The sequence below is a fragment of the Streptomyces lydicamycinicus genome, assembly GCF_000829715.2.
Taxonomy (GTDB): domain Bacteria; phylum Actinomycetota; class Actinomycetes; order Streptomycetales; family Streptomycetaceae; genus Streptomyces; species Streptomyces lydicamycinicus.
Map to the genome: position 1 here is coordinate 1 of NZ_BBNO01000009.1, position 24,104 is coordinate 24,104.

19 protein-coding genes, 1 rRNA gene and 1 pseudogene are annotated in these 24,104 nt (G+C 71.7%); 10 read left to right on the forward strand and 11 right to left on the reverse strand.

Annotation, left to right across the window (positions count from 1 at the left end):
• Nucleotides 1-507, reverse strand: a 16S ribosomal RNA gene (locus TU31_RS29375); the annotation flags it as partial.
• Between the two features lie 634 nt (nucleotides 508-1,141).
• On the opposite strand from TU31_RS29375, the gene TU31_RS29380 reads away from it, so the two are divergent.
• Nucleotides 1,142-1,591, forward strand: a complete 450-nt coding sequence (locus TU31_RS29380) for a PTS sugar transporter subunit IIA (protein ID WP_042160135.1) — start codon at nucleotides 1,142-1,144, stop codon at nucleotides 1,589-1,591.
• A 77-nt stretch (nucleotides 1,592-1,668) separates the two neighbouring features.
• Nucleotides 1,669-3,339 carry a phosphoenolpyruvate--protein phosphotransferase gene (gene ptsP / locus TU31_RS29385; RefSeq protein ID WP_042160136.1) on the forward strand — a complete coding sequence of 557 codons (1,671 nt, stop codon included), beginning with the start codon at nucleotides 1,669-1,671 and terminating at the stop codon, nucleotides 3,337-3,339.
• A gap of 88 nt (nucleotides 3,340-3,427) precedes the next feature.
• Here the strand turns inward: ptsP and TU31_RS29390 are convergent, their stop codons facing one another.
• The gene (locus tag TU31_RS29390; RefSeq protein WP_042160139.1) at nucleotides 3,428-4,345 is read right to left on the reverse strand and encodes a DUF8829 domain-containing protein; all 918 of its coding nucleotides are present in this window, start codon (nucleotides 4,343-4,345) and stop codon (nucleotides 3,428-3,430) included.
• A 146-nt stretch (nucleotides 4,346-4,491) separates the two neighbouring features.
• Nucleotides 4,492-6,522 carry an acetoacetate--CoA ligase gene (locus TU31_RS29395; protein WP_042160141.1) on the reverse strand — a complete coding sequence of 677 codons (2,031 nt, stop codon included), beginning with the start codon at nucleotides 6,520-6,522 and terminating at the stop codon, nucleotides 4,492-4,494.
• Between the two features lie 385 nt (nucleotides 6,523-6,907).
• On the opposite strand from TU31_RS29395, the gene TU31_RS29400 reads away from it, so the two are divergent.
• Together TU31_RS29400 and TU31_RS29405 are read left to right on the forward strand one after the other, a co-directional pair.
• The gene (locus TU31_RS29400) at nucleotides 6,908-9,307 is read left to right on the forward strand and encodes a glycoside hydrolase family 31 protein (protein WP_042160143.1); all 2,400 of its coding nucleotides are present in this window, start codon (nucleotides 6,908-6,910) and stop codon (nucleotides 9,305-9,307) included.
• Between the two features lie 56 nt (nucleotides 9,308-9,363).
• Nucleotides 9,364-10,167, forward strand: coding sequence for a M15 family metallopeptidase (locus TU31_RS29405; RefSeq protein ID WP_042160145.1), 804 nt, complete (start codon nucleotides 9,364-9,366; stop codon nucleotides 10,165-10,167).
• Between the two features lie 187 nt (nucleotides 10,168-10,354).
• On the opposite strand, the gene TU31_RS29410 is transcribed toward TU31_RS29405, so the two are convergent.
• The 4 genes from TU31_RS29410 to TU31_RS29425 all read right to left on the reverse strand — a co-directional run bounded on the left by TU31_RS29410 (nucleotide 10,355) and on the right by TU31_RS29425 (nucleotide 14,423).
• Complete coding sequence (locus TU31_RS29410; RefSeq protein WP_042160147.1) at nucleotides 10,355-11,167, reverse strand: ABC transporter permease; 813 nt, start codon at nucleotides 11,165-11,167, stop codon at nucleotides 10,355-10,357.
• A 23-nt stretch (nucleotides 11,168-11,190) separates the two neighbouring features.
• Nucleotides 11,191-12,039: an ABC transporter permease gene (locus TU31_RS29415; protein WP_042160149.1), complete on the reverse strand. Its 849-nt coding sequence runs from the start codon at nucleotides 12,037-12,039 to the stop codon at nucleotides 11,191-11,193.
• 13 nt (nucleotides 12,040-12,052) lie between these two features.
• Nucleotides 12,053-13,231 carry an ABC transporter substrate-binding protein gene (locus TU31_RS29420; protein WP_042160151.1) on the reverse strand — a complete coding sequence of 393 codons (1,179 nt, stop codon included), beginning with the start codon at nucleotides 13,229-13,231 and terminating at the stop codon, nucleotides 12,053-12,055.
• A 115-nt stretch (nucleotides 13,232-13,346) separates the two neighbouring features.
• Entirely contained in the window at nucleotides 13,347-14,423 is a 1,077-nt protein-coding gene (locus tag TU31_RS29425) for an ABC transporter ATP-binding protein (protein WP_042160154.1), read from the reverse strand.
• Nucleotides 14,424-14,637: 214 nt separating this feature from the next.
• On the opposite strand from TU31_RS29425, the pseudogene TU31_RS39415 reads away from it, so the two are divergent.
• The 4 genes and pseudogenes from TU31_RS39415 to glpK form a co-directional block, all read left to right on the forward strand.
• Nucleotides 14,638-15,072: pseudogene (locus TU31_RS39415) on the forward strand (Zn-ribbon domain-containing OB-fold protein); the annotation flags it as partial.
• A 153-nt stretch (nucleotides 15,073-15,225) separates the two neighbouring features.
• Nucleotides 15,226-16,455: a lipid-transfer protein gene (locus TU31_RS39420; protein ID WP_275451871.1), complete on the forward strand. Its 1,230-nt coding sequence runs from the start codon at nucleotides 15,226-15,228 to the stop codon at nucleotides 16,453-16,455.
• Between the two features lie 276 nt (nucleotides 16,456-16,731).
• Nucleotides 16,732-17,499, forward strand: a complete 768-nt coding sequence (locus tag TU31_RS29440) for an MIP/aquaporin family protein (RefSeq protein WP_042160158.1) — start codon at nucleotides 16,732-16,734, stop codon at nucleotides 17,497-17,499.
• A gap of 78 nt (nucleotides 17,500-17,577) precedes the next feature.
• On the forward strand, nucleotides 17,578-19,116 hold the full coding sequence (glpK, locus tag TU31_RS29445; RefSeq protein WP_042160160.1) for a glycerol kinase GlpK: 1,539 nt from the start codon (nucleotides 17,578-17,580) through the stop codon (nucleotides 19,114-19,116).
• 65 nt (nucleotides 19,117-19,181) lie between these two features.
• On the opposite strand, the gene TU31_RS29450 is transcribed toward glpK, so the two are convergent.
• The 3 genes from TU31_RS29450 to TU31_RS29460 form a co-directional block, all read right to left on the reverse strand.
• Nucleotides 19,182-19,793: a GTP-binding protein gene (locus TU31_RS29450; protein ID WP_042160162.1), complete on the reverse strand. Its 612-nt coding sequence runs from the start codon at nucleotides 19,791-19,793 to the stop codon at nucleotides 19,182-19,184.
• Nucleotides 19,794-20,003: 210 nt separating this feature from the next.
• Nucleotides 20,004-20,615, reverse strand: coding sequence for a TetR/AcrR family transcriptional regulator (locus tag TU31_RS29455; RefSeq protein ID WP_042160163.1), 612 nt, complete (start codon nucleotides 20,613-20,615; stop codon nucleotides 20,004-20,006).
• 60 nt (nucleotides 20,616-20,675) lie between these two features.
• Nucleotides 20,676-21,545 (reverse strand): alpha/beta fold hydrolase, encoded by an 870-nt coding sequence (locus TU31_RS29460; RefSeq protein WP_042160165.1) that lies wholly within the window; start codon nucleotides 21,543-21,545, stop codon nucleotides 20,676-20,678.
• A 214-nt stretch (nucleotides 21,546-21,759) separates the two neighbouring features.
• On the opposite strand from TU31_RS29460, the gene TU31_RS29465 reads away from it, so the two are divergent.
• Entirely contained in the window at nucleotides 21,760-22,584 is an 825-nt protein-coding gene (locus TU31_RS29465) for a PP2C family protein-serine/threonine phosphatase (protein ID WP_042160168.1), read from the forward strand.
• A gap of 36 nt (nucleotides 22,585-22,620) precedes the next feature.
• Complete coding sequence (locus TU31_RS29470; RefSeq protein ID WP_042160170.1) at nucleotides 22,621-23,622, forward strand: MASE1 domain-containing protein; 1,002 nt, start codon at nucleotides 22,621-22,623, stop codon at nucleotides 23,620-23,622.
• Between the two features lie 13 nt (nucleotides 23,623-23,635).
• On the opposite strand, the gene TU31_RS29475 is transcribed toward TU31_RS29470, so the two are convergent.
• Nucleotides 23,636-24,049 (reverse strand): DUF742 domain-containing protein, encoded by a 414-nt coding sequence (locus tag TU31_RS29475; RefSeq protein WP_042160172.1) that lies wholly within the window; start codon nucleotides 24,047-24,049, stop codon nucleotides 23,636-23,638.
• Nucleotides 24,050-24,104: the final 55 nt, after the last annotated feature.

Consider the following 24,104-nt stretch of genomic DNA (forward strand, 5'->3'; position numbering starts at 1 on the left):
TACCGCGGCTGCTGGCACGTAGTTAGCCGGCGCTTCTTCTGCAGGTACCGTCACTCTCGCTTCTTCCCTGCTGAAAGAGGTTTACAACCCGAAGGCCGTCATCCCTCACGCGGCGTCGCTGCATCAGGCTTTCGCCCATTGTGCAATATTCCCCACTGCTGCCTCCCGTAGGAGTCTGGGCCGTGTCTCAGTCCCAGTGTGGCCGGTCGCCCTCTCAGGCCGGCTACCCGTCGTCGCCTTGGTAGGCCATCACCCCACCAACAAGCTGATAGGCCGCGGGCTCATCCTTCACCGCCGGAGCTTTCCACCACCAGACCATGCGGTCGGAGGTCGTATCCGGTATTAGACCCCGTTTCCAGGGCTTGTCCCAGAGTGAAGGGCAGATTGCCCACGTGTTACTCACCCGTTCGCCACTAATCCCCTCCCGAAGGAGGTTCATCGTTCGACTTGCATGTGTTAAGCACGCCGCCAGCGTTCGTCCTGAGCCAGGATCAAACTCTCCGTGAATGTTTTCCCGACTGCGTTTAATTAAAAACAGCGGGTGAAACACACACGAGAGCGGAACAACCAGACGGAATAGGTCCGGTCGTTCACAGCGTCCTCGCTGTGTGTGCCATCCGCACCACATGGGCGGGATGGGCTTTTCAAAGGAACCTCATCCTCCGGAATGTTTCCGGTGGACGGGGTATCAACATATCTGGCGTTGACTTTTGGCACGCTGTTGAGTTCTCAAGGAACGGACGCTTCCTTTGTGCCTTATCGGTTCTGAGGTGACTCAGTACCGGGCTCTCCGGGCGCTTCCCTTCGGTGTTTCACACTCTATCAGGTCCTTTTCCGGCTTTCGAACCGCTGCTTTTCTGCAAGCATGCAGAAAGCGCAATTCTTGAGTCGCGATCAAGACGCTAGGAGTGCCGCCCACCTCAACCCGACGCGTTGATTGCGTCCTGGCTGTCCGGGGCAGGTGTCAGACAGTACAGCTCTGGTGTGGGCGAGGCAAATCGATTCAGCGGGACTCGCGGACGGCAACCGGCGTCTCTCATGCGGAACCGTCAGTTCTTATGACTTACGCTTCTGAACGGTGCGCCGTCCAGGACAGGTAGTGACGGCGGCCTGATGAATCTCCACCCCTGGGAGGCTTCCCATGACCACCGTGACGTCCCCTCTTGCCGGACGCGCCATCGGACTCGCGGCTGTGCCCGACCCGGTGTTCTCCGGATCGATGGTGGGTCCCGGTACCGCCATCGATCCGGTGCGTGAGCCGTCCGCCGCTGTTTCGCCCGTGGACGGTGTCCTTGTATCGCTGCACCCGCACGCGTTCGTCGTCGTCGACTCCGAGGGGCACGGGGTGCTCACCCATCTCGGTATCGACACCGTGCAGCTCAATGGCGAGGGCTTCGAGCTGCTCGTGAACAAGGGCGACACCGTGACCCGCGGCCAGGAGGTCGTGCGCTGGAACCCGGCGGCAGTGGAGCAGGCCGGGAAGTCGCCGGTGTGCCCGGTCGTCGCGCTGGAGGCCACTGCGGACTCGCTCGGCGAGGTGCGTGAGGACGGCGACGTCAAGGCGGGCGACCAGCTCTTCTCCTGGCAGTAGTCGGGGGCTCGGCCCCACGGCAGGTACGACATCCATCGCGGCGGCCGCGGCCGTCGCATCAACCGGAGACGGGTGCAATGGAGACAACGCTGCGAGGCGTCGGCGTCAGCCACGGTGTGGCGATCGGCGAGGTGCGGCACATGGGTACGGCGGTTCTCGAGCCGCCGGCCAAGCAGATTCCGGCGGACGAGGCGGAGCGCGAACAGGGGCGTGCCCGTCAGGCCGTGGAGGCTGTCGCTGCTGATCTGATGGCGCGGGGAAACCTGGCGGGCGGTGAGGCGCAGGCCGTGCTGGAGGCACAGGCCATGATGGCGCAGGACCCCGAGCTGATGGCGGATGTCGAGCGGCGGATCGCCGTGGGCAGCACCGCCGAGCGCGGTGTGTATGACGCGTTCGCCGCCTACCGGGCGCTGCTGGCGGGTGCGGGTGAGTACCTCGCGGGCCGGGTGGCCGACCTCGATGACGTGCGGAACCGGATCGTCGCGCGGCTGCTGGGTGTGCCGATGCCGGGTGTGCCGGACAGCGACGAGCCGTATGTGCTGATCGCTCGGGATCTGGCGCCGGCCGACACCGCGCTGCTCGACCCGACGCTGGTGCTCGGGTTCGTGACCGAGGAGGGCGGGCCGACCAGCCACAGCGCGATTCTCGCGCGGGCGCTGGGGGTGCCGGCCATCGTGGCGCTGCCCGGCGCGGGTGAGCTCGTCGAGGGCACGGTCATCGCCGTCGACGGCAGCACCGGTGAGGTCTTCGTGGAGCCGGACGCCGAGAAGCGGGCGGCGCTGGAGCAGGCCGCGGCGGAGCGGAAGGCGGCGCTGGCGGCGTCGTCCGGTCCGGGTGCCACCTCCGACGGGCACAAGGTGCCGCTGCTGGCGAATGTCGGCGGGCCCGGTGATGTGGCCGCGGCGGTCGAGGCCGGGGCCGAGGGTGTGGGCCTGTTCCGTACCGAATTCCTGTTCCTGGACGACAGCAAGAACGCACCGTCCGAGGAGAAGCAGGTCGATGCGTACCGCAAGGTGCTGGAGGCCTTCCCCGAGGGGCGGGTCGTGGTGCGGGTGCTCGACGCCGGTGCCGACAAGCCGCTGGACTTCCTGACGCCTGCCGATGAGCCGAACCCCGCGCTGGGTGTGCGGGGTCTGCGGACGCTGCTCGACCACCCCGACGTGCTGCGTACCCAGCTGACGGCGCTGGCGAAGGCGGCCGAGGGGCTGCCGGTCTACCTTGAGGTCATGGCGCCGATGGTGGCGGACCGGATCGACGCCAAGGCGTTCGCGGATGCCTGCCGGGAGGCCGGGCTCCAGGCGAAGTTCGGGGCGATGGTGGAGATTCCGTCCGCGGCGCTGCGGGCGCGGTCGATTCTGCAAGAGGTCGAGTTCCTTTCGCTGGGGACCAATGACCTGGCGCAGTACACCTTCGCGGCGGACCGTCAGGTCGGGGCCGTCTCGCGGCTCCAGGACCCCTGGCAGCCGGCGCTGCTGGACCTCGTGGCGGCTTCCGCCGAGGCCGCGAAGGCCGAGGGCAAGAGCTGTGGTGTGTGTGGTGAGGCGGCCTCCGATCCGCTGTTGGCGTGTGTGCTGACGGGGCTCGGTGTCACCAGCCTTTCGATGGGTGCGGCGTCGATTCCGTATGTGCGCTCGACGCTGTCGAAGCACACGCTGGCGCAGTGTGAGCGGGCGGCGGCCGCGGCGCGTGCCGCGGACACCGCCGACGATGCGCGGGCCGCCGCGCAGGCGGTGCTCTCCGGGGAGTGAGCTCGCGCGGCGCGGTGCGTCGCTCAGGAGCGTTGATGGCCGTCCCACCCTTTGTGGCGGGGCGGCCATGCTGCTGTGTGCGGGGCGGTCAGCCGTGGTGGTGGGGGTCGGGTGGTGGTGTGAGGGGAAGGCCGGGGGCGTAGTCGACGCCGTGCTCGGGTGGGATCGGCTCGCCGGTGTCGGCGTCGGTGCAGTAGGCGGTGAAGACCTCGGCGGCGCTGAGGGCGCGGGGCCAGGAGTCGCGGAAGGACCAGCCGCGGACCGTGTCGTGGGCGGGGTCGCCGGTGGTGTCGTGGCCGGTGGTGGTGCGGGAGACGATGCCGCCGGGGGTGCGCAGGGCGAAGCCGGCGGCGAGGACCGTGCAGAAGACGAGGGTGTCCGATTCTGCGAGCTGGGGGCGGGCGCCCTCCTGGGCGGTGGCATGCAGCACCGCCAGCAGGGACGGGTCTCCGGCCGCGACGGAGCAGACGAGGTGGTGGGTGCCGCTGCCGAGGGCTTCGAGGAGCTGCTGGAGGGCTTGGGTGGCGCGGGCGAACGCGGCGTGGGCGAGGTCTTCGCCGCACTCCGGGCAGTCGCCGGCGCGGGCCAGGACGGCGGAGGCGTGGTCCCAGGTGGCCTGGCGGTCGGCTTCCTCGACGAGCAGCGGGAGCAGCCGGTTCAGGGGTTCGCCCTGGTAGGTCAACGTGGCGCCGGTGCGGGCGACTTCGGCGGTGTAGCGGCTGCGGCTCTCGGGGCGGTCTGGATCGAGGGCGAGGTCGGCGCAGTATTTCTCGTAGGCGACCGGGTCGAAGAGGCTGAGGGTCGTGAGCACGCCCTGGGAGGCGAGGGTGCGCAGCAGGTTCTCCATCTGCTGGAGGTAGCTGCGGTGGTCGTCGAACGGGAAGGTGCGGTAGCGGCTCATGGCGCGGAAGTCCTGCTCGTCGGCCAGGACGGCGGCGGCGCTGGGGACTTCGCGGCGGAGCTTGCGGCGGGCGGACTGGTCGGTGTACTTGGCTGTGGATGTCATGACTCCCCCTGGTGAGATGCGTCCGGCGCTGAGCGTGGGCCGGCCGGACACCACTTGTCACTGAGAGTAATCGAGGGGTCTGACAATGCGGCCGGGCGCCGGACCGGAGGCCGTGCGGGCCTTCGGCGGTCCGGCGCCGGGCGGGCTTACTGCGTACGGTCGGTGGCGCGGTCGCGGGCCACCCGCTCGTAGAAGCGGAGCAGTTCGAGGTTGTCGACGGAGCCGGGATTGACGGCCTTGTCGAGGGGGGTGCCCTGGAGGAGGCGTTTGACCGGGACCTCGATGCGCTTGCCGGTGAGGGTGTGCGGGACGCCGGGGGCTTCGATGATGTCGTCGGGTACGTGCCGCGGGGAGAGCTGTTCGCGGATGGTGCGCTTGATGCGGTCGCGGAGGGCGTCGTCGAGAGTGGCGCCGGGGGCGAGGTGGACGAAGAGCGGCATCCAGTAGCCGCCGTCGGGGAGTTCCAGGCCGATGACGAGGGACTCGCGGATCTCGGGGAGCCGTTCGACCGCCTCGTAGATGTCGGCGGAGCCCATCCGGACGCCTTGGCGGTTGAGGGTGGAGTCGGAGCGGCCGTGGATGACGACGCTGCCGCGGGGGGTGACGGTGATCCAGTCGCCGTGCCGCCAGACTCCGGGGTACATGTCGAAGTAGCTGTCGTGGTAGCGGGTGCCGTCGGGGTCGTTCCAGAAACGGGTGGGCATGGACGGCATGGGGTTGGTGACGACGAGTTCGCCGACTTCGTCGATGACCGGTTTGCCCTGCGGGTCCCAGGCTTGCAGGTCGGTGCCGAGGCAGGGGGCCTGGAGTTCGCCGATGTGGACGGGGAGGGTGGGGACGGCGCCGGCGAAGCAGCTGCAGACGTCGGTGCCGCCGCTGACGGAGGCGGTCCACAGGTCGGTGCCGCCCTCCGCGAAGCAGTCGTGCAGCCAGCGGAAGCCGTCCGGCGGGAGCGGGGAGCCGGTCGTCGCGACGCAGGTGATGGCGGAGAGGTCGAGGTCGCGGGCCGGGTGGATGCCTGCCTTGCGGCAGGCCATGACGTAGGCGGCCGAGGTGCCGAAGACGGTGGCGCGGGTGGTTTCGGCGACCCGCCACTGGGCCGAGATGTCGGGGTGGCCGGGGCTGCCGTCGTAGAGCACGATCGTGGAGCCCACCAGGAGGCCGGCGACGAGGAAGTTCCACATCATCCAGCCGGTGGAGGTGTACCAGAAGAACCGGTCGTCGGGGCCGAGGTCGCAGTGCAGGCCGGTCTGCTTGAGGTGTTCGAGCAGGATGCCGCCCTGGGACTGGACGATGGCCTTGGGCAGGCCGGTGGTACCGGAGGAATACAGGACCCACAGCGGGTGGTCGAAGGGGACCTGTTCGAAGACCGGTTCGATGTCGTTCGAGGTCAGATCCGACCAGTTCACGGCGCCTTCGGGGGCGGGGGTGCCGAGCAGCGGGATGTGGACCACGGCGCGCAGGGTGGGCAGTTCGTTGCGCAGTTCGGCGACGGTGTCGCGGCGGTCGTGTTCCTTGCCGCCGTAGTGGTAGCCGTCGACGGTGAACAGCACGACCGGTTCGATCTGCTGGAAGCGGTCCAGCACGCTGCGGGCGCCGAAGTCGGGGGCGCAGGAGGTCCATACGGCGCCGACCGCGGCGGTGGCGAGGAGCGCGACGACGGCCTGCGGGATGTTGGGGACGTAGGCGCTGACGCGGTCGCCGGGGCGGACGCCGAGGCGGCGGAGTTCGGCGGCCAGTGAGCCGACCTGGGCGCGCAGCTCCGTCCAGGTGACGGGCGTGGGCTCATGGGTCTCGTCGACATGGAGCAGCGCGGGGGCGTCGGCGCGGGCCGGGTCCTCGGCGGCGCGCAGGGCGTGCTCGGCGTAGTTGAGGGTGGCGCCGGGGAACCAGCGGGCGCCGGGCATCGTGCGGTCGGCGAGGACGGTCTCGTACGGGGTGGCGAAGCGGACGTCGAACCACTCGGCGGTGGCCTGCCAGAAGGCGGGGAGGTCGCGGACGGACCAGTGGTGCAGGTCGGCGTAGCTCCGCGCGGGGTCGCCGGGGGTGGGGGCGGGTGCGCCGTGGTGCGCGGCCGCCCAGGTGTGGAAGCGGGTGACCTGTGCGCCGGCGATGCGGTCCGGGCCTGGTTGCCAGAGCGGTTCCGGCTGGTGGGCGGACTGCGGTGCGGTGGTCATCATGCGGCTCCCGGGCGATACGCGTGGTGGGCGTCGGGCGCGCACAGCGGTGGGGGTCCCCCTGCCCAATGGGTGGGCGTGTGCGCGTGACACGGCTTGCCTGGACGATGCCATGTGATCGACTTGTGCACCAGGGTGGACTCCCCACATTCGGTGGGTGGCCGATGTGGTGCCGCCATGTGAGCGCGGGGCGGGCGGCGGGCCCCGGCAGGATTCGGCCATTCGGGGGCGTGGCCCTGGGGGGACGCCGTAAGCCCGGTCCTCCGGGGGCGGCGGGACTTTGCGGACACGTCTTGGGCTGAGGGTGGCCGAGCGTGACCCCGCGCAGGTGAACGGCAGTTGAACGGTTCCCCCGCACCTGCCCGTCAATGGCAGGCTGACCGGCATGGACGGGCGGGATCTGGTGCGGTCGGTACGGATGATCAGGGCGGTCGGGCCGGCGCAGGGGCTGCGGTCCGTGCGCTCGGCGTGGCGGGCGCGGAGAGCGGATGCACAGGCGCTGCCGGGGCGCGGCGCGGAACGGGCGCGGGTCCCGGGGGCGGCGCTGAGCGCGGAGCCCCAACCGGGCGGCGGGATGATCCACTTCGCACGGTCGTCGCTGCGGGTGCGGGTGGCCGCGGGCGGGGCGGTGTTCTGCGGCTGGGACGGTGCCGAGCCGGAGCCGTCGTACGCGCTGCTGGCCGGGGCGTGTCCCGAAGTGGATGCGCGGGCGGTGCTGGAGCCCGATACGGAGGGCGGCTGGCGGGTGGTCTCCGAGCGGGTGCTGGTGGTGGTGTCCCGGCACGGCGCCGTGGAAGTGCGGACGCCCGGCGGGGCGGTGCTGCGGCGGGAGTTGCCGCCGCGCTGGTGGGACCGGACGGGTGACGAGGGAGCGGACGAGCGCGCCGGACGGCCGGAGGGGTGCGGCGGCTCGCGCTGGGTGCAGCGGTCGGAGGTGGCAGCCGATGCCCGCTTCTTCGGGCTGGGCGGCCGGGCGCACGGGCCACGCCTGCGGGACGGGGCGTACCGACTGTGGAACACCGATCCGGGCGGCACGTTCGGGCCGGGCGACGATCCGCTGTCGCTGACGATGCCGGTGCAGCTGGTGGTGGCGGACGCCGGTACGCATCTGGTCTTTCACGACAATTCCTGGGACGGCCGGGTCACGCTGCACGAGGGCACGGAGGGGGCGGGCTCGGGTCATGACCGGCCGGGCACCTGTGAGCTGCGGATGGACGGCGGGCCGCTGCGCTACTGGGTGCTGGCGGGGTCCCCGGCCCGGGTGCTTCAGGTCTGGACGGCGCTGACCGGTGCGCCCGCGCTGCCTCCGCAGTGGGCGCTGGGGTATCAGCATGCCCGTTGGGGTTTCAGCGGGGAGACCGAGGTGCGCCGGGTGGTCGCCGGCTACCAGGAGCGCGAACTTCCGTTGTCCGCCGTCCATTTGGACATCGACCATTACGACCGGCACCGGGTGTTCACGGTCGACCGGCAGCGTTATCCGGACCTTCCGGGGCTGGCGCGGGAGTTGCGCGCGGACGGGGTGCGGCTGGTGTCGATCGTGGATCCGGCGGTGAAGGCGGAGCCGGGGGACGCGGTGTACGAGGGCGGGGTGGCGGCGGACGCCTTCGTACGGGACGCGCGGGGGCGTGAGGTGCGCGGGGTGGTGTGGCCGGGTGAGTCGGTGTACCCCGACTTCACCGATGCGCGGGTGCGCAAGTGGTGGGGTGCGCTGTACGCGGAGCGGCTGGCACAGGGCTTCGCGGGGTTCTGGCACGACATGAACGAGCCGGTCTCCTTCGCCGCGTTCGGGGAACGGACCCTGCCGCGCTCGGCACGGCATGCGCTGGAGGGGCGGGGCGGCGACCACCGGGAGGCGCACAACATCTACGGCCTGGCGATGGCCCGGGCCGGCTTCGAGGGGCTGTGTGAACTGCGGCCGTACGAGCGGCCGTTCCTCTTCTCGCGGTCGGGCTGGGCCGGGATGCAGCGCTACGGCGGCAGCTGGTCGGGCGATGTGGCGACGGGCTGGCCGGGGCTGCGGGCGTCACTGTCGCTGGTGCTGGGGCTGGGGCTGTGCGGGGTCCCGTACAGCGGTCCCGATATCGGCGGGTACTCCGGGGTGCCGTGCCCCGAGCTGTATCTGCGGTGGTTCCAACTGGGCGCCTATCTGCCGCTGTTCCGTACCCATTCGGCAATCGGGGCGGGGCGGCGGGAGCCCTGGGAATACGGGAGCGAGGTGCTCGGTCATGCCCGTACGGCGCTGCGTGAGCGGCAGCGGCTGCTGCCGTACTTCGAGACGCTGGGGCAGTTGGCGCGGCTGACCGGGGCGCCGTATGTCCGGCCGCTGTGGTGGAGCGCGCCGCGGGACCGGGCACTACGGGACTGCGAGGACGCGTTTCTGCTGGGGGATGCGCTGCTGGTGGCACCGGCGCTGGCGGCGGGGGTGACCCGGCGGCCGGTGCGACTGCCGCGCGGCCGGTGGTACGACACCGCCACCGGGCGGGCGTACGACGGTCCCGGGCAGGTGTGGGTGGAGGCGCCGCTGTCGCGGATTCCGGTGTTGGCGCGGGCCGGTGCGGTGCTGCCGGTGGCGGGGGCGGACGGCGGGACCGAGCTGGAGGTGTGGGCGCCGGTCGCCGGGCGCGGGGGCAGCGGTCTGGTGGTGCCGGACGCCGGCGACGGCTGGCAGCGTCCGACGGTGGAGCGCTTCACCTCGCGACGCGCGGGCGGCCGGGTGGTCGTGGAGCGGCGGGACGGGGGCGCGGTGGGGTATCCGGTGCGGGTGCGGGGGCTGACGGACGGGTAGCGGCCGGGGTAGGCGGGGGCTTCCCTCCGGCTGCGGCGCCTGGTAAATGGGGGGCCATGCCGAGACTTGCTGCCGCGCTGCGCGGCCTGGCCGTCGCTGCCGCCGCCCTGCTGACCGTCACCGTGGTGCCGTCGCCCGCCGTCGCGGGGGCCACCGGCCGGCCGGTGCCGTCGGCCGGGATGCCGAAGGAGTTCGTCGCGCTGCGCGAGGTGGACCCCACGATCATCCAGGAGATGCGCTACCCCTCCCCGCACAACTTCATGGGTGTGCCGGTGGACGGCTACCGCAGGCCGGTATGTCTGCTGACGCGGGACGCCGCACGGGCCCTGCACCGGGCCCAGCGCTCCTTCCTCCGGCGCGGGCTGACGCTCAAGGTGTACGACTGCTATCGGCCGCAGCGCGCCGTGGACCACTTCGTGCGGTGGGCCAAGGACCTCGGCGACCAGCGGATGAAGGCCGAGTTCTATCCGCGGGAGGACAAGTCGAAGCTGTTCGACGACGGCTATATCGCGGCCAAGTCCGGGCACAGCAGGGGCAGTACGCTCGATGTGACGCTGGTGCGGCTGCCGGCCGCGCCGACCCGCCCGTATGTGCCGGGCGAGCCGCTGACGTCCTGTTACGGGCCGAAGGCCGGACGGTTCCCGGACAACTCTCTCGACATGGGGACCGGCTTCGACTGCTTCGACACGCTCGCGCACACCCTCGACCCGCGCGTCCACGGGCGGCAGCGGGCGAACCGGCTGCTGCTCAAGCAGGGGCTGGAGCGGGCCGGGTTCGTGAATCTCCCGGAGGAGTGGTGGCACTTCACCTTCACCCCGGAGACCTTTCCGGACACGTACTTCGACTTTCCCGTGCAGTGAGCCGTCGGGCGACTTTGCCGGCCACCGGGGGACCGTACGGCTCCGTGAACGACGATCCAGGCACGGGATCACCCCCGTGGATCCCGTGCCCGAACCCTGCTGTGAGGGACGCGGGCCGGCCGCGTCCGGTTGCCGGAAGGCTGCGAAGTCGTCCGTTCGGCTGATATCCCCCGTCCCGCCGGTGCACTCAGAGGCGGCCGCCGGCCGGGTCCGAGGAGAGCCGCTGAGCTGCCCGGACGGGGAGGACGGACAGGGCGATCAGCAGCGTGGCCACCACATCGACGACGGGGGCCTGGTGCGGGCGGGCCAGGTTCTCGTAGATCCAGATCGGGAGGGTCCGGGTGCCCGCGCCCGCCGTGAAGGTGGTCACCACGACCTCGTCGAAGGAGAGCGCGAAGGCCAGCAGGGCCCCGGCGAACAGCGCGGGCCGCAGCGCCGGGAAGGTGACGTGGCGCAGGGTCTGCCAGGGGCGGGCGCCCAGGTCGGCGGAGGCCTCGGCCAGTGACGGGCCGATCCGGCGGAGCCGGGCGGCGACGTTGTTGAAGACGATGACGACGCAGAAGGTCGCATGGCCGACGACGACCGTGAACAGGCCGAAGCCGATGCCCAGCGGCGTCAGGACGGTGCGGAACGCGGCGTTGAGGGCGATGCCGGTGACGATGCCGGGCAGCGCGAGCGGCAGCACGATCAGGAACGAGACGGTCTGCCGGCCGAAGAAGCGGTGGCGGTGTACGGCGAACGCGGCGAGCGAGCCGAGGACCAGGGCGAGGGCGGTGGCGCCGAGGCCCGCCTGGAGGGAGGTCCACAGCGCGTCGCGGGCGCCCGCGCTGTGCAGGGCGCGCCGCCACCACTCGCCGGTCAGCGCCGCGGGCGGCCAGGCGAAGGAGGGGTCGGCGTTGAGGGAGTTGAGCAGGACCAGAAGCAGCGGGAGGTAGATCAGGGCCAGGCCGGCGGCCGTGACACAGCCGAGGACGATGCGGGCGGTGCGGGTGAGATGCATCGGGCTGCCTCCTGCGGGACCGGTCAGAGCGAATCGAGTGCGCCGGCCCGGCGGACAGCGGCGAGGTAGCAGACGACGAGGACGACGGGGACCGCGGAGAGCGCGGCGGCGAGCGGCAGATCGAGGGTGACCTGCGAGGCGATGACATTGCCCAGCAGCTGGGTGCGGCCGCCGACGATCTGCACGGTGAGGTAGTCGCCGAGGCTGAGCGAGAAGGTGAAGACGGAGCCGGCCAGGAGCGCCGGGCGGACGGCCGGGGCGACGACGGAGCGCAGGGTGCGCAGGGTGCCCGCACCGAGGTCGGCGGACGCCTCCAGGTGGTGGGCGGGCAGCCGCTCCAGGGCCGCGTGCAGGGGCAGGATCATGTACGGCAGCCAGAGGTAGGCGAGCACGATCACGACGGCGGTCGTGCCGTATCCGGGTCCGTGCAGACCCAGCGGGGCGAGCGCCGCATTGACGATCCCGTGCTCGCCGAGCATCACCCGCCAGGCGTACGCCTTGACCAGATAGCCGGCCCACAGCGGGGTGAGCACGGCCACCAGCAGGGCACGGCGCAGCCGGCCGGTCGCCACCCACGCCATGAAGAAGGCCATGGGCAGCGCGAGCAGGGCGTCGAGGAGCGTGACGACGACGGCGATGCCGAGCGTGCGCAGGGCGACGGTGCGGTACACGGGGTCGGTGAGGATCTCCCGGAAGTTGTCGGCGGTGAAGGAGTGCTCGACGTCCGAGGTGAAGGGGTCGGTGGTCCAGAAGGCCGAGAGGAGGAGGACGGCGAGGGAGCCGAGGTAGGCGAGGATCAGCCAGAGGAGGGGCGGGGCGAGGAGTGCGGCGAGCCGGGTCCGGGCGCCCGGCTCGCCTTTCGTGACGGACACCGGTTCCCCCTGCTCAGCCCTTGATCTCCGTCCAGGCGCGGGTCCATTGCGCATAGTCGGTGCAGGTGACGTTCTTCCGGCCGTCGAGGCACTGCGGGACGGGGGTGGTCCAGAAGTGGACGCGGCGGTAGTAGGCCTCGTCGTCGGCGTGGTAGACGGCGCAGTGGTGGGGGTCGGCGGTCTCCCGGCAGGCCCTGGCGTTGGCGGGTGCCTCGCCGAAGTACTCGGCGACCTGGGCGTTCACCTTGGGTGAGACGATCCAGTTGAGCCACTTGTAGGCGCAGTTGGGGTGGGCGGCCTTGGCGGAGACCATCCAGGTGTCGGACCAGCCGGTCGCCCCCTCCTTGGGGAGGACGGCCTTGACGGGGGCCTTCTGCGCGGTGGCGGTGTTGGCGATGACCTGCCAGGTGGTGCCGATGACGCTGTCGCCGCCCTTGAAGGCCGTGACCTCCTTCTGGTAGTCGCTCCAGTATTCGCCGATCTGCTGCCGCTGCTTCTTCAGCAGGGCGACGGCGGCGTCGAGCTGGGTGCGGTCGAGGGCGTAGGGGTCCTTGATGCCGAGCGAGGGGCGGGTCTTCATGAGGTAGAGGGCGGCGTCGGCGATGTAGATCGGGGAGTCATAGGCCGTGACCTTGCCCGAGTACTTCGGGGCGCCGTCGAAGACGGCCTTCCAGGAGTCGGGGGCCGGGGAGACCTTGTCGGTGCGGTACATCAGCAGATTGGCGCCGCGGCCGTGTGGAATGCCGTACATCTTCCCGTCCTTGGAGTTGAACGGGCGCATCTTGAGACCGCTGAAGACGTCACGGTAGTTCGGGACCAGACGGGTGTTGACCGGCGCCACGTCCCCCGCGGCGATCAGCCGCAGGGTGGCATCGCCGGATGCGGACACGGTGTCGTACTGCCCGGTCTTCATCAGCGAGACCATCTCGTCGGAGGTCCCGGCGATCTTGGTGTTGACCTTGCAGCCGGTCTGTTTCTCGAAGGGGTGCACCCAGTCGGCCCGGGGATCGTTGGAGCCGTCCTCGGCGTATCCGGCCCAGGCGATGAGGTCGACCCGGCCCTCGCCCTTGCCGACGCTCTTCTGCTCGGCGGCTCCCCCGCCGCCCGTCCCTCCGCCGCCGGAACCGCAGGCGACGGCCAGCAGCAGTACTCCGGCCGCCACAGCGGCCTTCCACGGATTCGCGTTGCGCATGGTGAACTCCTGCTGTCGCACACGACTGTCGAGCACCGCCAGTATCCGGAAGCTGACCGTCTGCCACCAGAGCGCCTCGCGCGGCGGATCCGCCGGTGTGGTGCCCGACGACCGTTCAGCCGGGCACCGCGGACGCGTCGTCGACGCTCCACAGCAGGTGCACGGCGGCGCCCGGACGGACCGCCGGCGGGAGCGGCCCGGAGTTCAGCCGCAGTGCGGTGAGCCGGTCGTCGCCGCCGTCGAGGCGGATCACGCAGCGCAGATGGGCTCCGGAGTGCACGATCTCGGTGATCCGGCCGGGCACGCTCCGCTCCCCCGGCCCCGGCGTGCCGTCCGGGCCGTCGGGAGCGGCGATCCGGATCCGCTCGGGGCGGATGCTGTAGGTGCCCGGGGCGCCGACGACACGGACCGCAGCCGGGCCGCTCAGCAGGTTGGTGGTGCCGACGAATCCCGCGACGAAGGCGGTGGCCGGGCGCTCGTAGATCTCCAGCGGCGGGCCGGTCTGCTCGATCCGGCCACGGTCGAGGACGGCCAGGCGGTCGCTGAGGGTCAGCGCCTCCTCCTGGTCATGGGTGACGAGGAGGAAGGTGACGCCGGTGGCGCGCTGGATGCGCTGGAGTTCGCGCTGCATCTCCTGGCGCAGCTGGAGATCGAGCGCGCCGAGGGGCTCGTCGAGCAACAGCAGTCCGGGGCCGTCGATCAGGGCGCGGGCCAGGGCGACGCGCTGGCGCTGGCCGCCGGAGAGCTCGGCCGGGCGGCGCGGCCCGTGGTCGTCGAGCCGGACGGTGCGCAGGGCCTCGCGGGCGCGGGCGAGGCGTTCGGGCTTGCGCACCCCGGCGACGGTCAGCGCGTAGGCGACGTTCTGTTCGACGGTCATGTGCGGGAAGAGCGCATAGTCCTGGAAGACGGTGTGCACGTCGCGCCGGGCGGCCGGGAGTGCGGTGACCTCGCGGCCGGCGAGTTCGATACGGCCCGAGGTGGGCCGCTCGAAGCCGGCGATCAGCCGCAGCAGGGTGGTCTTGCCGGAGCCGGAGGGGCCGAGGAGGGAGAAGAACTCGCCCTGGTGGATGGTGAGTTCGGCGTGGTCGACGGCGCATACGGGGCCGAACTCCTTGCGGACGGCGGTGAGCCGTACGGCGGGCGCGGCGGCCGTGCGGGCGGGCCGGGCGGCGGTGCGGGCGGCTTCGGTCACGGGCGCTCCCCCTCGTGAACGGCGTGAACGGCGTGATCGCCCGGACTGTACCGGGGTTCCGTGCCGGGCGGCACCGTGCCACACTTCTGACGTTCCGTCAGTTCTGCGTTCCGGGATTGCCGGCTGAAGGTCCGCTGCCCTGCTGTCGTCGGCTCGCCGTTGCCGGCCAGCTGTTCCCGGTCCGCTGTTCCCGGTCTGTGCTTGGGGAGGGTCCGTGACACGTACGCGGAAGCCGGCGGTGCCGGGGTGGTTCGATCAGGACGCGGCGGACTTCCGGCTGCTGGGTACGCGGTGCCGGGCCTGCGGCGCGGTGTTCTTCCCCCGCGAGGACGCCTTCTGCCGCAATCCCGTATGCGGGGGCGACGAGCTGGTGGAGGTGCCGCTGTCACGGCACGGCACCGTCTGGTCGTACACCGATGCGCGCTATCGCCCGCCCGCCCCGTATGCCTCCGACCCGGACACCGAGTGGCAGCCGTACGCCCTGGTCGCCGTGGAGCTGGCGGCGGAGCGGATGGTGGTCCTCGGGCAGGCCGCACCGGGCGTCGGCCCCGCGGACCTGGCCGTGGGCACCCGGGTCGAGTTGGTGCCCGGGGTCCTCGACGAGGACGACGCGCACAGCTGGACTACGTGGCACTGGCGGCCTGTGGGGGCGAAAGGTAGGGCTGGTGGGGTTGGTGGGGCTGGTGACAGGGCCGGGGGTGGGGAAACCTCACCTCCACACCCGCCCACCCCCCGAAGGGGGGTGGGCGGCGGGGAAAAAAATAAGTCCGTGGGTGGGCGGCGGGTAGATAGGCGGCCCCAAGTGTGCCCCGCCCCAGGGTCGGCGAGCGGAAGCAGTGCGAGTGGTGGCGACGTGGCCATACTCGGCGCCGGCATGCACCCCTGGGGTAAATGGGGGCGCAGCTTCGTCGAGTACGGCACCAAGGCGGCGCGGGCGGCGCTCGCGGACGCCGGGCTCGACTGGTGTGCCGTGCAGAGCGTGGTCGGGGCGGCCACCGTCCGCGGCGGCTACCCCGGGTATGTGGCGGGCGCGACCTTCGCCAAGGCCCTGGGCTGGCAGGGCGCCCGGGTGACCAGCGTCTACGCGGCCTGTGCCTCCGGCGCCCAGGCCATCAACACCGCGCGGGCGCAGATCCTCTCGGGCCTGGCGGACGTGGCCCTGGTGGTCGGCGCCGACGCCGCGCCCAAGGGCTTCTTCACCCCGGCGGGCGGTGACCGGCCCGACGATCCGGACTGGCTGCGGTTCCGGGTGCTGGGCGCCACCAACCCGGCGTACTTCGGGCTCTACGCACGCCGCCGGATGGCACTGTACGGCGACACGGCCGACGACTTCGCGCAGGTGAAGGTGAAGAACGCGGCGGCCGGCGCGGCCAATCCGTACGCCCGCTACCGCAAACCGGTCACCGCACAGGAGGTCGCGGCCTCGGCCATGGTCGCCGATCCGCTGCGGCTGCTGGATATCTGCGCCACCTCCGACGGCGCCGCCGCACTCGTCCTGACCAGCATGGACTTCGCACGGCGGCACGGCGTGACGGATCCGGTGCGGATCCGCGCGGTCTCCACGGCCACCCCGCACTACCCACGCACCGTGCTGGACCTGCCGGACATCGCCACCGACTCCGCGGCCGCCGTGCCGGAGCCCGCAGCCGGCTTCCGGGCCTCGATCGCGCTCACCGCCTACGAGGAGGCCGGGATCGGCCCCGAGGACCTCTCGCTGGCCGAGGTCTACGACCTGTCCACCGCTCTGGAGCTGGAGTGGTACGAGGATCTGGGGCTGTGCGGCGCCGGTGAGGGTGCCGGGCTGCTGCGGGACGGGGCGACGTCGCTCGGCGGGCGGCTGCCGGTGAATGCCAGCGGCGGTCTGAGCTCGTTCGGCGAGGCGGTGCCGGCCCAGGCCATCGCCCAGGTGTGTGAGCTGACCTGGCAGTTGCGGGGGCAGGCGGGCGGCCGTCAGGTGGCCGGTGCCCGGGTGGGGGTGACCGCCAACCAGGGATTGTTCGGGCACGGGTCGGCGGTGGTGGCGGTGCGGTGAGTGCGGTCGCGCACGGGCGGCTGAGCTGACGTTGCTGACGCCCTTGCCCGCACGTCGCGGGTGGCTCGTGCGGCAGTGGTCCGTACGCATCAACATCCCCTGTGGTACGCGACCTTGACGCCCCTTCAGCACCGGTGAACACTTCCGGATGCCAGTCGGCACTGCCGTACTCAGGCACCACGGCCCGGTGGCAGCGGCTGTCCGCTGCCCGCCGGTGGCACGCACCCTGCACGGAGGACCGGGGGGACGTCCCCGGGCGAGGGACAAGGAGCCGCCATGTATTCCAATGGGGACATCGTCGTCGGTGAAGTGATCGGCACCGCGATACTCATTCTCTTCGGCGCGGGTGTCTGCGCCGCCGTCACCCTGCACCATTCCAAGGCGAAGAACGCCGGCTGGGTCGTGATCGCCTTCGGCTGGGGCATGGCCGTACTGGCCGGCGCCTACACCGCGGCGCCGCTGTCCGGCGGGCATCTCAACCCCGCGGTGACCCTGGGCTCGGCGGTCGCGGGCGGTACCGAGTGGTCGAAGGTGCCGCTGTACGTCCTGGCGCAGATGGTCGGCGCGGTGATCGGAGCCGTACTGGCCTGGGCGCTGTACTACGCGCAGTTCGCCGCCAACGCCGAGCAGAGCAAGGCCCAGCCGACGCTGGGGATCTTCTCCACCGCCCCGGAGATACGCAAGCCGGCCGCCAACCTGGTGACCGAGATCATCGCGACCATCGGGCTGGTACTGCCGCTGCTGTTCTTCGGTCAGAACAAGGGCATCGGCATCGGCCAGGTCCCCGGCGAGCAGGCCGGGATCTATGGCTCCGGGATCAATGTGCTGCTCGTCGCGCTGCTGGTCGTCGGCATCGGGCTGTCGCTGGGCGGGCCCACCGGCTATGCCATCAACCCCGCCCGGGACCTCGGCCCGCGTCTGGTGCACGCCCTGCTGCCGATCCCCAACAAGGGTTCCTCCGACTGGAGTTACTCCTGGATACCGGTGGCCGGTCCGCTGATCGGCGCGGTGCTCTCCGGTCTGGTCTTCAACGCGGCGTTCTGACCCGGCCGGGGCGTGGCCACCGGGACCGGCCCGAGCCCCGCTGCACCCACTCACCAGGACTTCAGGAGGCGTGACGGCATGACGGAGCGAACCGGGAAGACCGGGAAATATGTAGCCGCGATCGATCAGGGCACCACGTCGAGCCGCTGCATCATCTTCGACCACGGCGGGGCGATCGTCGCCGTCGACCAGCGCGAGCACCGGCAGATCTTCCCCAAGCCGGGCTGGGTGGAGCATGACGCCACCGAGATCTGGTCGAAGGTGCAGGCGGTGGTGGCGGGCGCGCTCGCGAAGGCGGGGCTGCGCGCGGACCAGCTCAGCGCCCTGGGCATCACCAACCAGCGGGAGACCACGGTTCTGTGGGACCGGGCCACCGGCCGGCCGGTGCACCATGCGATCGTCTGGCAGGACACCCGCACCTCTCAGCTGTGCGCGGAGCTGGGCGGCGCGGACGGCCAGGACCGCTTCCGTGAGGCCACCGGACTGCCGCTGGCCAGCTACTTCTCCGGGCCGAAGGCCGCCTGGCTGCTGGATGAGGTGCCGGGGCTGCGGGCCCGTGCCGAGCGCGGGGAGATCGCCTTCGGCACCATCGACTCCTGGCTGATCTGGAATCTGACCGGTGGCACCGACGGCGGGGTGCATGTCACGGATGTGACCAACGCGGGCCGCACGATGCTGATGAACCTGTCCACTCTCCAGTGGGATCCGGCGATCCTGTCGGCGATGGATGTGCCGGCCGCGATACTGCCGGAGATCAGGTCGTCGTCGGAGGTGTACGGCACGGCCGTGGGCCAGCTGCACGGGGTGCCGGTGGCGTCCGCGCTCGGCGACCAGCAGGCGGCCGTCTTCGGCCAGACCTGCTACGGCGTCGGCGAGGCCAAGAACACCTACGGCACCGGCTCGTTCCTGCTGCTGAACACCGGCAACCGACCGGTCGCGTCCAAGAACGGGCTGCTGACGACCATGGGCTACCAGCTCGGCGGGGAGGCTCCCGTCTACTGCCTGGAGGGGTCCATCGCCATCACCGGCGCCCTGGTGCAGTGGTTCCGCGATCAGCTGGGCCTCATCGCCTCGGCCGACGAGATCGAGGCGCTGGCGGCGAGCGTCCCGGACAACGGCGGGGCGTATGTCGTGCCGGCGTTCTCCGGTCTGTTCGCACCGTATTGGCGCTCCGACGCCCGCGGGGTCATCACCGGTCTGACCGGCTTCGTCACCAAGGCGCATCTGGCGCGCGCCGTCCTGGAGGCGACCAGCTGGCAGACCCGGGAAGTGGTGGACGCCATGTACCAGGACTCGGGTGTGCGGATCACCCAGCTGAAGGTCGACGGCGGGATGACCGCCAACCAGCTGCTGATGCAGCATCAGGCGGATGTGCTGGGGGTGCCGGTGATCCGTCCGGTGATCTCGGAGACCACCTGTCTGGGGGCGGCGTACGCGGCCGGACTCGCGACCGGTGTCTGGCAGGACCTGGACGAGCTGCGGAGCCACTGGCAGCGGGACACGGAGTGGACGCCGCGGATGGACGGGGCGGCCCGCGACCGTGAGTTCGCCAACTGGCGCAAGGCCGTGGAGCGGAGCTTCGGCTGGCTGGCCGAGGACGGCTCGGCGGCCTCGTAGCGCGGCGGGACCAAGACGTACGGCCGGTGCCCGGACGGCGGGTACCGGCCGTACTTTCCGTCCTGTCAGGGCAGCGCGGGCTCCCGCCGGCGGGTGCCGGTCCGCATCGCATGCTCGACGACGGAGATCAGCACATCCCGTGCGGAGTCCTTGAGCCGGGCGTCGCACAGCATCACCGGCACCTGGGGGTCGAGGTCCAGGGCGTCCCGTACGGCCTCCGGCGCATAGCGATCGGCGCCGTCGAAGCAGTTGACGGCGACGGTGAAGGGCAGGCCGCGCCGCTCGAAGTAGTCGATCGCGGAGAAGCTGTCGGCGAGCCGGCGGGTGTCGGCGAGGACCACCGCGCCGAGCGCCCCGCGCGCCAGCTCGTCCCACAGGAACCAGAAGCGGTCCTGGCCCGGGGTGCCGAAGAGATAGAGGACCAGTTCCTCGTTGACGGTGATCCGTCCGAAGTCCATCGCGACGGTGGTGGTGGTCTTGGCCTCCACCCCGTCGAGGTCGTCGACCGGCCGGCCCGCCTCGGTGAGCCGTTCCTCGGTACGCAGCGGTTTGATCTCGCTGACGGCGCCGACCAGGGTGGTCTTACCGACCCCGAAGCCGCCCGCGACCAGGATCTTGAGCGTCACCGGTTCGACGGCGGCGGACCGTCGGCGGCGATCGGAACGCCCGAAGGCCATGGGATTCTTCTCCTGAATTGCCGTGTATACGGGTGGAGCTCACGCTTGATCCCGAGCCTCGGCGCACGGGGCAGCAGGTGCAAGGGAACGGTACAACGTGCTCAGCACGGCGCCCACTTGAGATGTGTCACGCTCGGGACACGCCGTGGGGCAGAGGTTGCCAACCTGCCCAAATGGGCGATGGAGGCAGGGGCGCGGAGCCGCGGGCGGTCAGCGTGGGCTGAGGACGCCGGGCCGGTCGAGCAGTCCCAGCACGCTCACGAAGCTGGATTCGATGAACGCGCAGAGCTCCTCCTGCGCACCGGGCTCCTCGGCGGGCCAGTTGATGACCGCCTCCTCGGCGAACGCCATCCAGGCACGGGAGGCCAGTGCGAGCCGCGGGGCGTCCGGCATACCGAGCCGCCGCTGGCCGTCACGCACCCTGCGGGCGAGGGTCTCCCGGGTCGCGCCGACGATGTCGGTGACGGCGGGGTGGCTGCCGGCGGCGCCCCGTACCAGGGCGAGATACACCTGACGGTGTTCCAGGACGTAGGCCACGAAGCCGGCGATGAAGGACCGCATCCAGGCGACCGGCTCCAGCGAGCCGTCCGGTTCCGTCGCGGCGGTGAAGCGGTCGCAGGCGGCGCGGACCACCGCGCGGTAGAAGTCGCGCTTGGAGTCGAAGTAGTGGAAGAGCAGCCCGCGGGAGATACCGGCCCGGCGGGCGACCTCGTCGGTCGAAAGCTCGTCCAGGGAGCGGTCGGCGAGCATCTCCAGACCGATGCCGACCAGCTGCTCCCTGCGCTGGTCGGGCGTGAGGCGGGTGGTTCGCTTGCCGGACATGCCCGCAGTTTACGGCGGCGGGGGGCCGGGACGGCCGCGGTGTCCCGGCCCGCCACGGTGTCAGACGTACTGGCCGAGGTGCGCCAGGATCGGCGGCAGGACGAGGCCGGGGGCCTCTTCGGGCAGCCAGTGGCTGGCCCCCTCCAGGGCTTCGAAGCGGTACGGGCCGTCCACCCACTCCCCCGTCGACTCGGCCGCGCCACGGCCCAGGGCGACGTCCTCGCTGCCCCACAGGAAGAGGGTGGGGACGGTGATCCGGCCGGCCGGTACCGAGATCACCGACTCGGGGGCGCGGTACCAGTTCAGCGTGGCGGGGAGCGCGCCCGGCGCGGAGAGCCGGCGGACGTTGTCGTCCACCAGGGTGGCGGGCACCTTGCCGCCGTACGCGGCGCGCAGCCGGGCGGCGTCGTCGGCGAGCAGGGCGGCTTCCGCGGCGCCCTCACCGCTGCGGAAGAAGCGGACGTAGTCGAGCATGTGGTGCTGGGTGGGGTCCTCGGCGGCGGCGCGGTTGAGCGCGTCCGGGTGCGGAGTGGCCAGCACGGTCAGGGACTTCAGCCGCTCGGGGTGGGCGCCGGCCAGCGCCCAGGCGACCATGCCGCCCCAGTCGTGCGAGACCAGGTGGAAGCGGCCCGCGCCCTGGGAATCGGCGAAGGCGAGGGCGTCGGCGACGAGTTCGGGCACGGCGTAGTCGGCGATCCGGGGCGGGCGGGCGCGTGGGGAGTAGCCTCGCTGGTCGACGGCGACGGCGCGGTAGCCGGCCGCGCCCAGGGCGGTGAGCACGGCGCTCCACGAGTCGGCGAATTCGGGCCAGCCGTGCAGCAGCAGGACGAACTCTCCGTCGGTGGGCCCGCAGGCCAGGGCGTCGTAGGTGTGCGGGCCAACCTGGATCTCCAGGTGGTCGAAGGGTGCCGGGGTCGCGTCCGGGGCCATGGCGGCGGATCTCCTTCTGTTGACAGCTGCTCAATAGGCACCGTACCGCGCCATTGAGCGTTGCTCAACAAACCTCTCCCGCCAGGGCCGGGGCGGGCCGGGCGCCCCTCCCCCGGGCCACGGCTCGGCCGTCAAGACCCCACCCGGCGGCGGTAATCTGAAACCCAGCAGCGTGTCGCCGTACCGGGGGGCCTTTCCGGAGCGGAAGTGCTGGATGGAGCAACGCCACACCACCCCGACCCCGCCGCCCGACGAGCTGCTGCGCCGCCTCGGCCACCTCACCGGCCAGGTGATGGCACGGATCAAGCTCCAGCAGGCACGGGTGGCGCTGGCCGTGGAACTCCAGCGGCACATGCTTCCGCCCGAGCTGCCGGGACTGCCGGGCCTCCAGACCGCGGCCCGGTACGTACCGGCGCAGACGGGCCTGGACATCGGGGGCGACTGGTACGACGCCTTTGTGCTGCCGGACGGCTCGCTCGGCTTCGCCATCGGCGACGTCCAGGGCCATGACGTCGAGGCCGCCGCCTTCATGGGCATGGTCCGCACCGGCCTGCGCGCCATAGCGGGCGCCACCACCGACCCCGGCGACGTGCTGGGCCGGGCCAACGACCTGCTGGTGTCGATGCGCTCCGATCTGCTGACGACCTGCACCTTTCTGCGCTTCGACCCGGTCGCCGCGGAGCTGGCCGCCGCCCGTGCCGGGCATGTACCGGCGATCTGGGGCACCGCCGAGGGCGCGCAGGTGATCCAGGACCCGGGGGGCCTGCCGCTGGGCCTCTTTCCCGACGCGACGTACCCGGTCACCCGCCGCCGGCTGCCGCAGGCGGGAGCGTTCGTGCTGATCACCGACGGGGTGGTGGAAGGGCCGACCTACCCGCTCGAGAAGGGGCTGGCGCGGGTGGCCGCGCTGGTCGGCGCGGCGTACGACGCGGACGCCGATGAGCTGGCCGGCGAGGTGATCGCGGTGGCCGATCTGACCGGGCACCGCGATGACGCCGCCGTACTCGTCCTGCGCCACAGCGGCGGTCCCTACACCTAGCGGCGGTCCGGCGGCCCGGCAACGAGTGGAGGTCTGGTGAGGCACACGGAGTGGCTCGGGCGTCATGGCGCCACCGCCGCGTGGATCCTCGGCGTCGCCGCCGTCTACTACGGCAGCGCCGAGCTCGGGCTGCTCCAGGAGCTGGTCCGCGGGCAGGTCACCCCGCTGTGGCCGCCGACCGGTATCGCGCTGACCGCGCTGCTGCTGCTCGGGCCGCGCATCTGGCCGGGGATCGCGCTCGGCGCCTTCCTGGTCAATGTGTCGCTGGGCCCGTCGCCGGCCGTGGTCCTCGCGATCGTCGCGGGCAACACGCTCGGTCCGCTGCTCGCCTACCGGCTGCTGCGCCGGGCGGGGTTCCGCGTCGAGCTGGACCGGCTGCGGGACGCCGTCGCGCTGGTGTTCCTCGGCGCGCTGACCGGGATGCTGGTGAGCGCGACCATCGGCAGCGGCGCCCTGGTGCTCTCCGGCGCGCTGCCGGCGGGGGAATTCTGGCCGACGTGGGCGGTGTGGTGGACCGGCGACGCGATGGGCGTGCTGGTGATCACGCCGGTGCTGCTTCTCCTCAGCGCCGCCCGATGGCCGCTGAGAGAGCGGATCCGTCCGCTCCGGTGGCTGGAGGCGGCGCTGCTGGTGGCCTGCACCTGCACGGTCACCCTGCTGGCCGTGAGCAGTCCGGTGAATCTGCTCTATCTCGTCTCGCCGTGTCTGATCTGGGCCGCGTTCCGCTTCCAGCGGGCGGGTGCCGCCCCGTGTGCGCTGCTCGTCTCGACGATCGCGATCGTCGCGGCCGCCGAGGCATGGGGGCCGTTCGCCCGGCACGAGCTGCTCACGAACATGGCCACCCTCCAGGCCTTCAACGGGATCACCGCGCTGACCGCGCTGCTGCTCGCGGCGGTGGTCACCGAGCGGCGCAACACCCATGAGGAGATCCGCCGGGTCTGCGCACAACTGGCGGAGGCGCTCTCCCGGCTGGATCCGGGCGCCGTCGTCGAGCAGTGGCCGCCGCCGCGGAAGCGGAAACCGGACGACGACGGCTGAGCCGCCCGGCGGATCACAGCGCGCGCAGGCCCTCGATCACCTCGCGCAGCACCTTCTCGTCCGGCAGCTCGGCGGGTGGCACCGGCCGGCTGACGTGGACCAGCTCCGCATCCAGCAGATCCCCGATCAGGACCCGTACGACGCCGACCGGCAGATCGAGTTCGGCCGCCAGCTCGGCGACCGACAGCGGCTCCTGCCGGCACAGCGCGACGATCTCGACATGCTCGGGCGAGAGCATCTGGTCGTCGACGGCCTCCTCCGCGCGGCTCTCGGCGATCACCAGCGCGATCAGGTCGAGGCGCCCCTCCGCCGCCGTACGGGTGCGCCCGCGCGTCATGGCGTACGGCCGGACGACCGGGCCCGCGTCGTCGTCGAACCAGCGGGCCGCCTCCCGGTCCCGCGCCGCCCGGCCGTCCTGCTCGCTCATGACGCAACCTCGCCGCGCCCGCGGGGCGCGCATCTCTGCACGAGGAGCCGGCTAC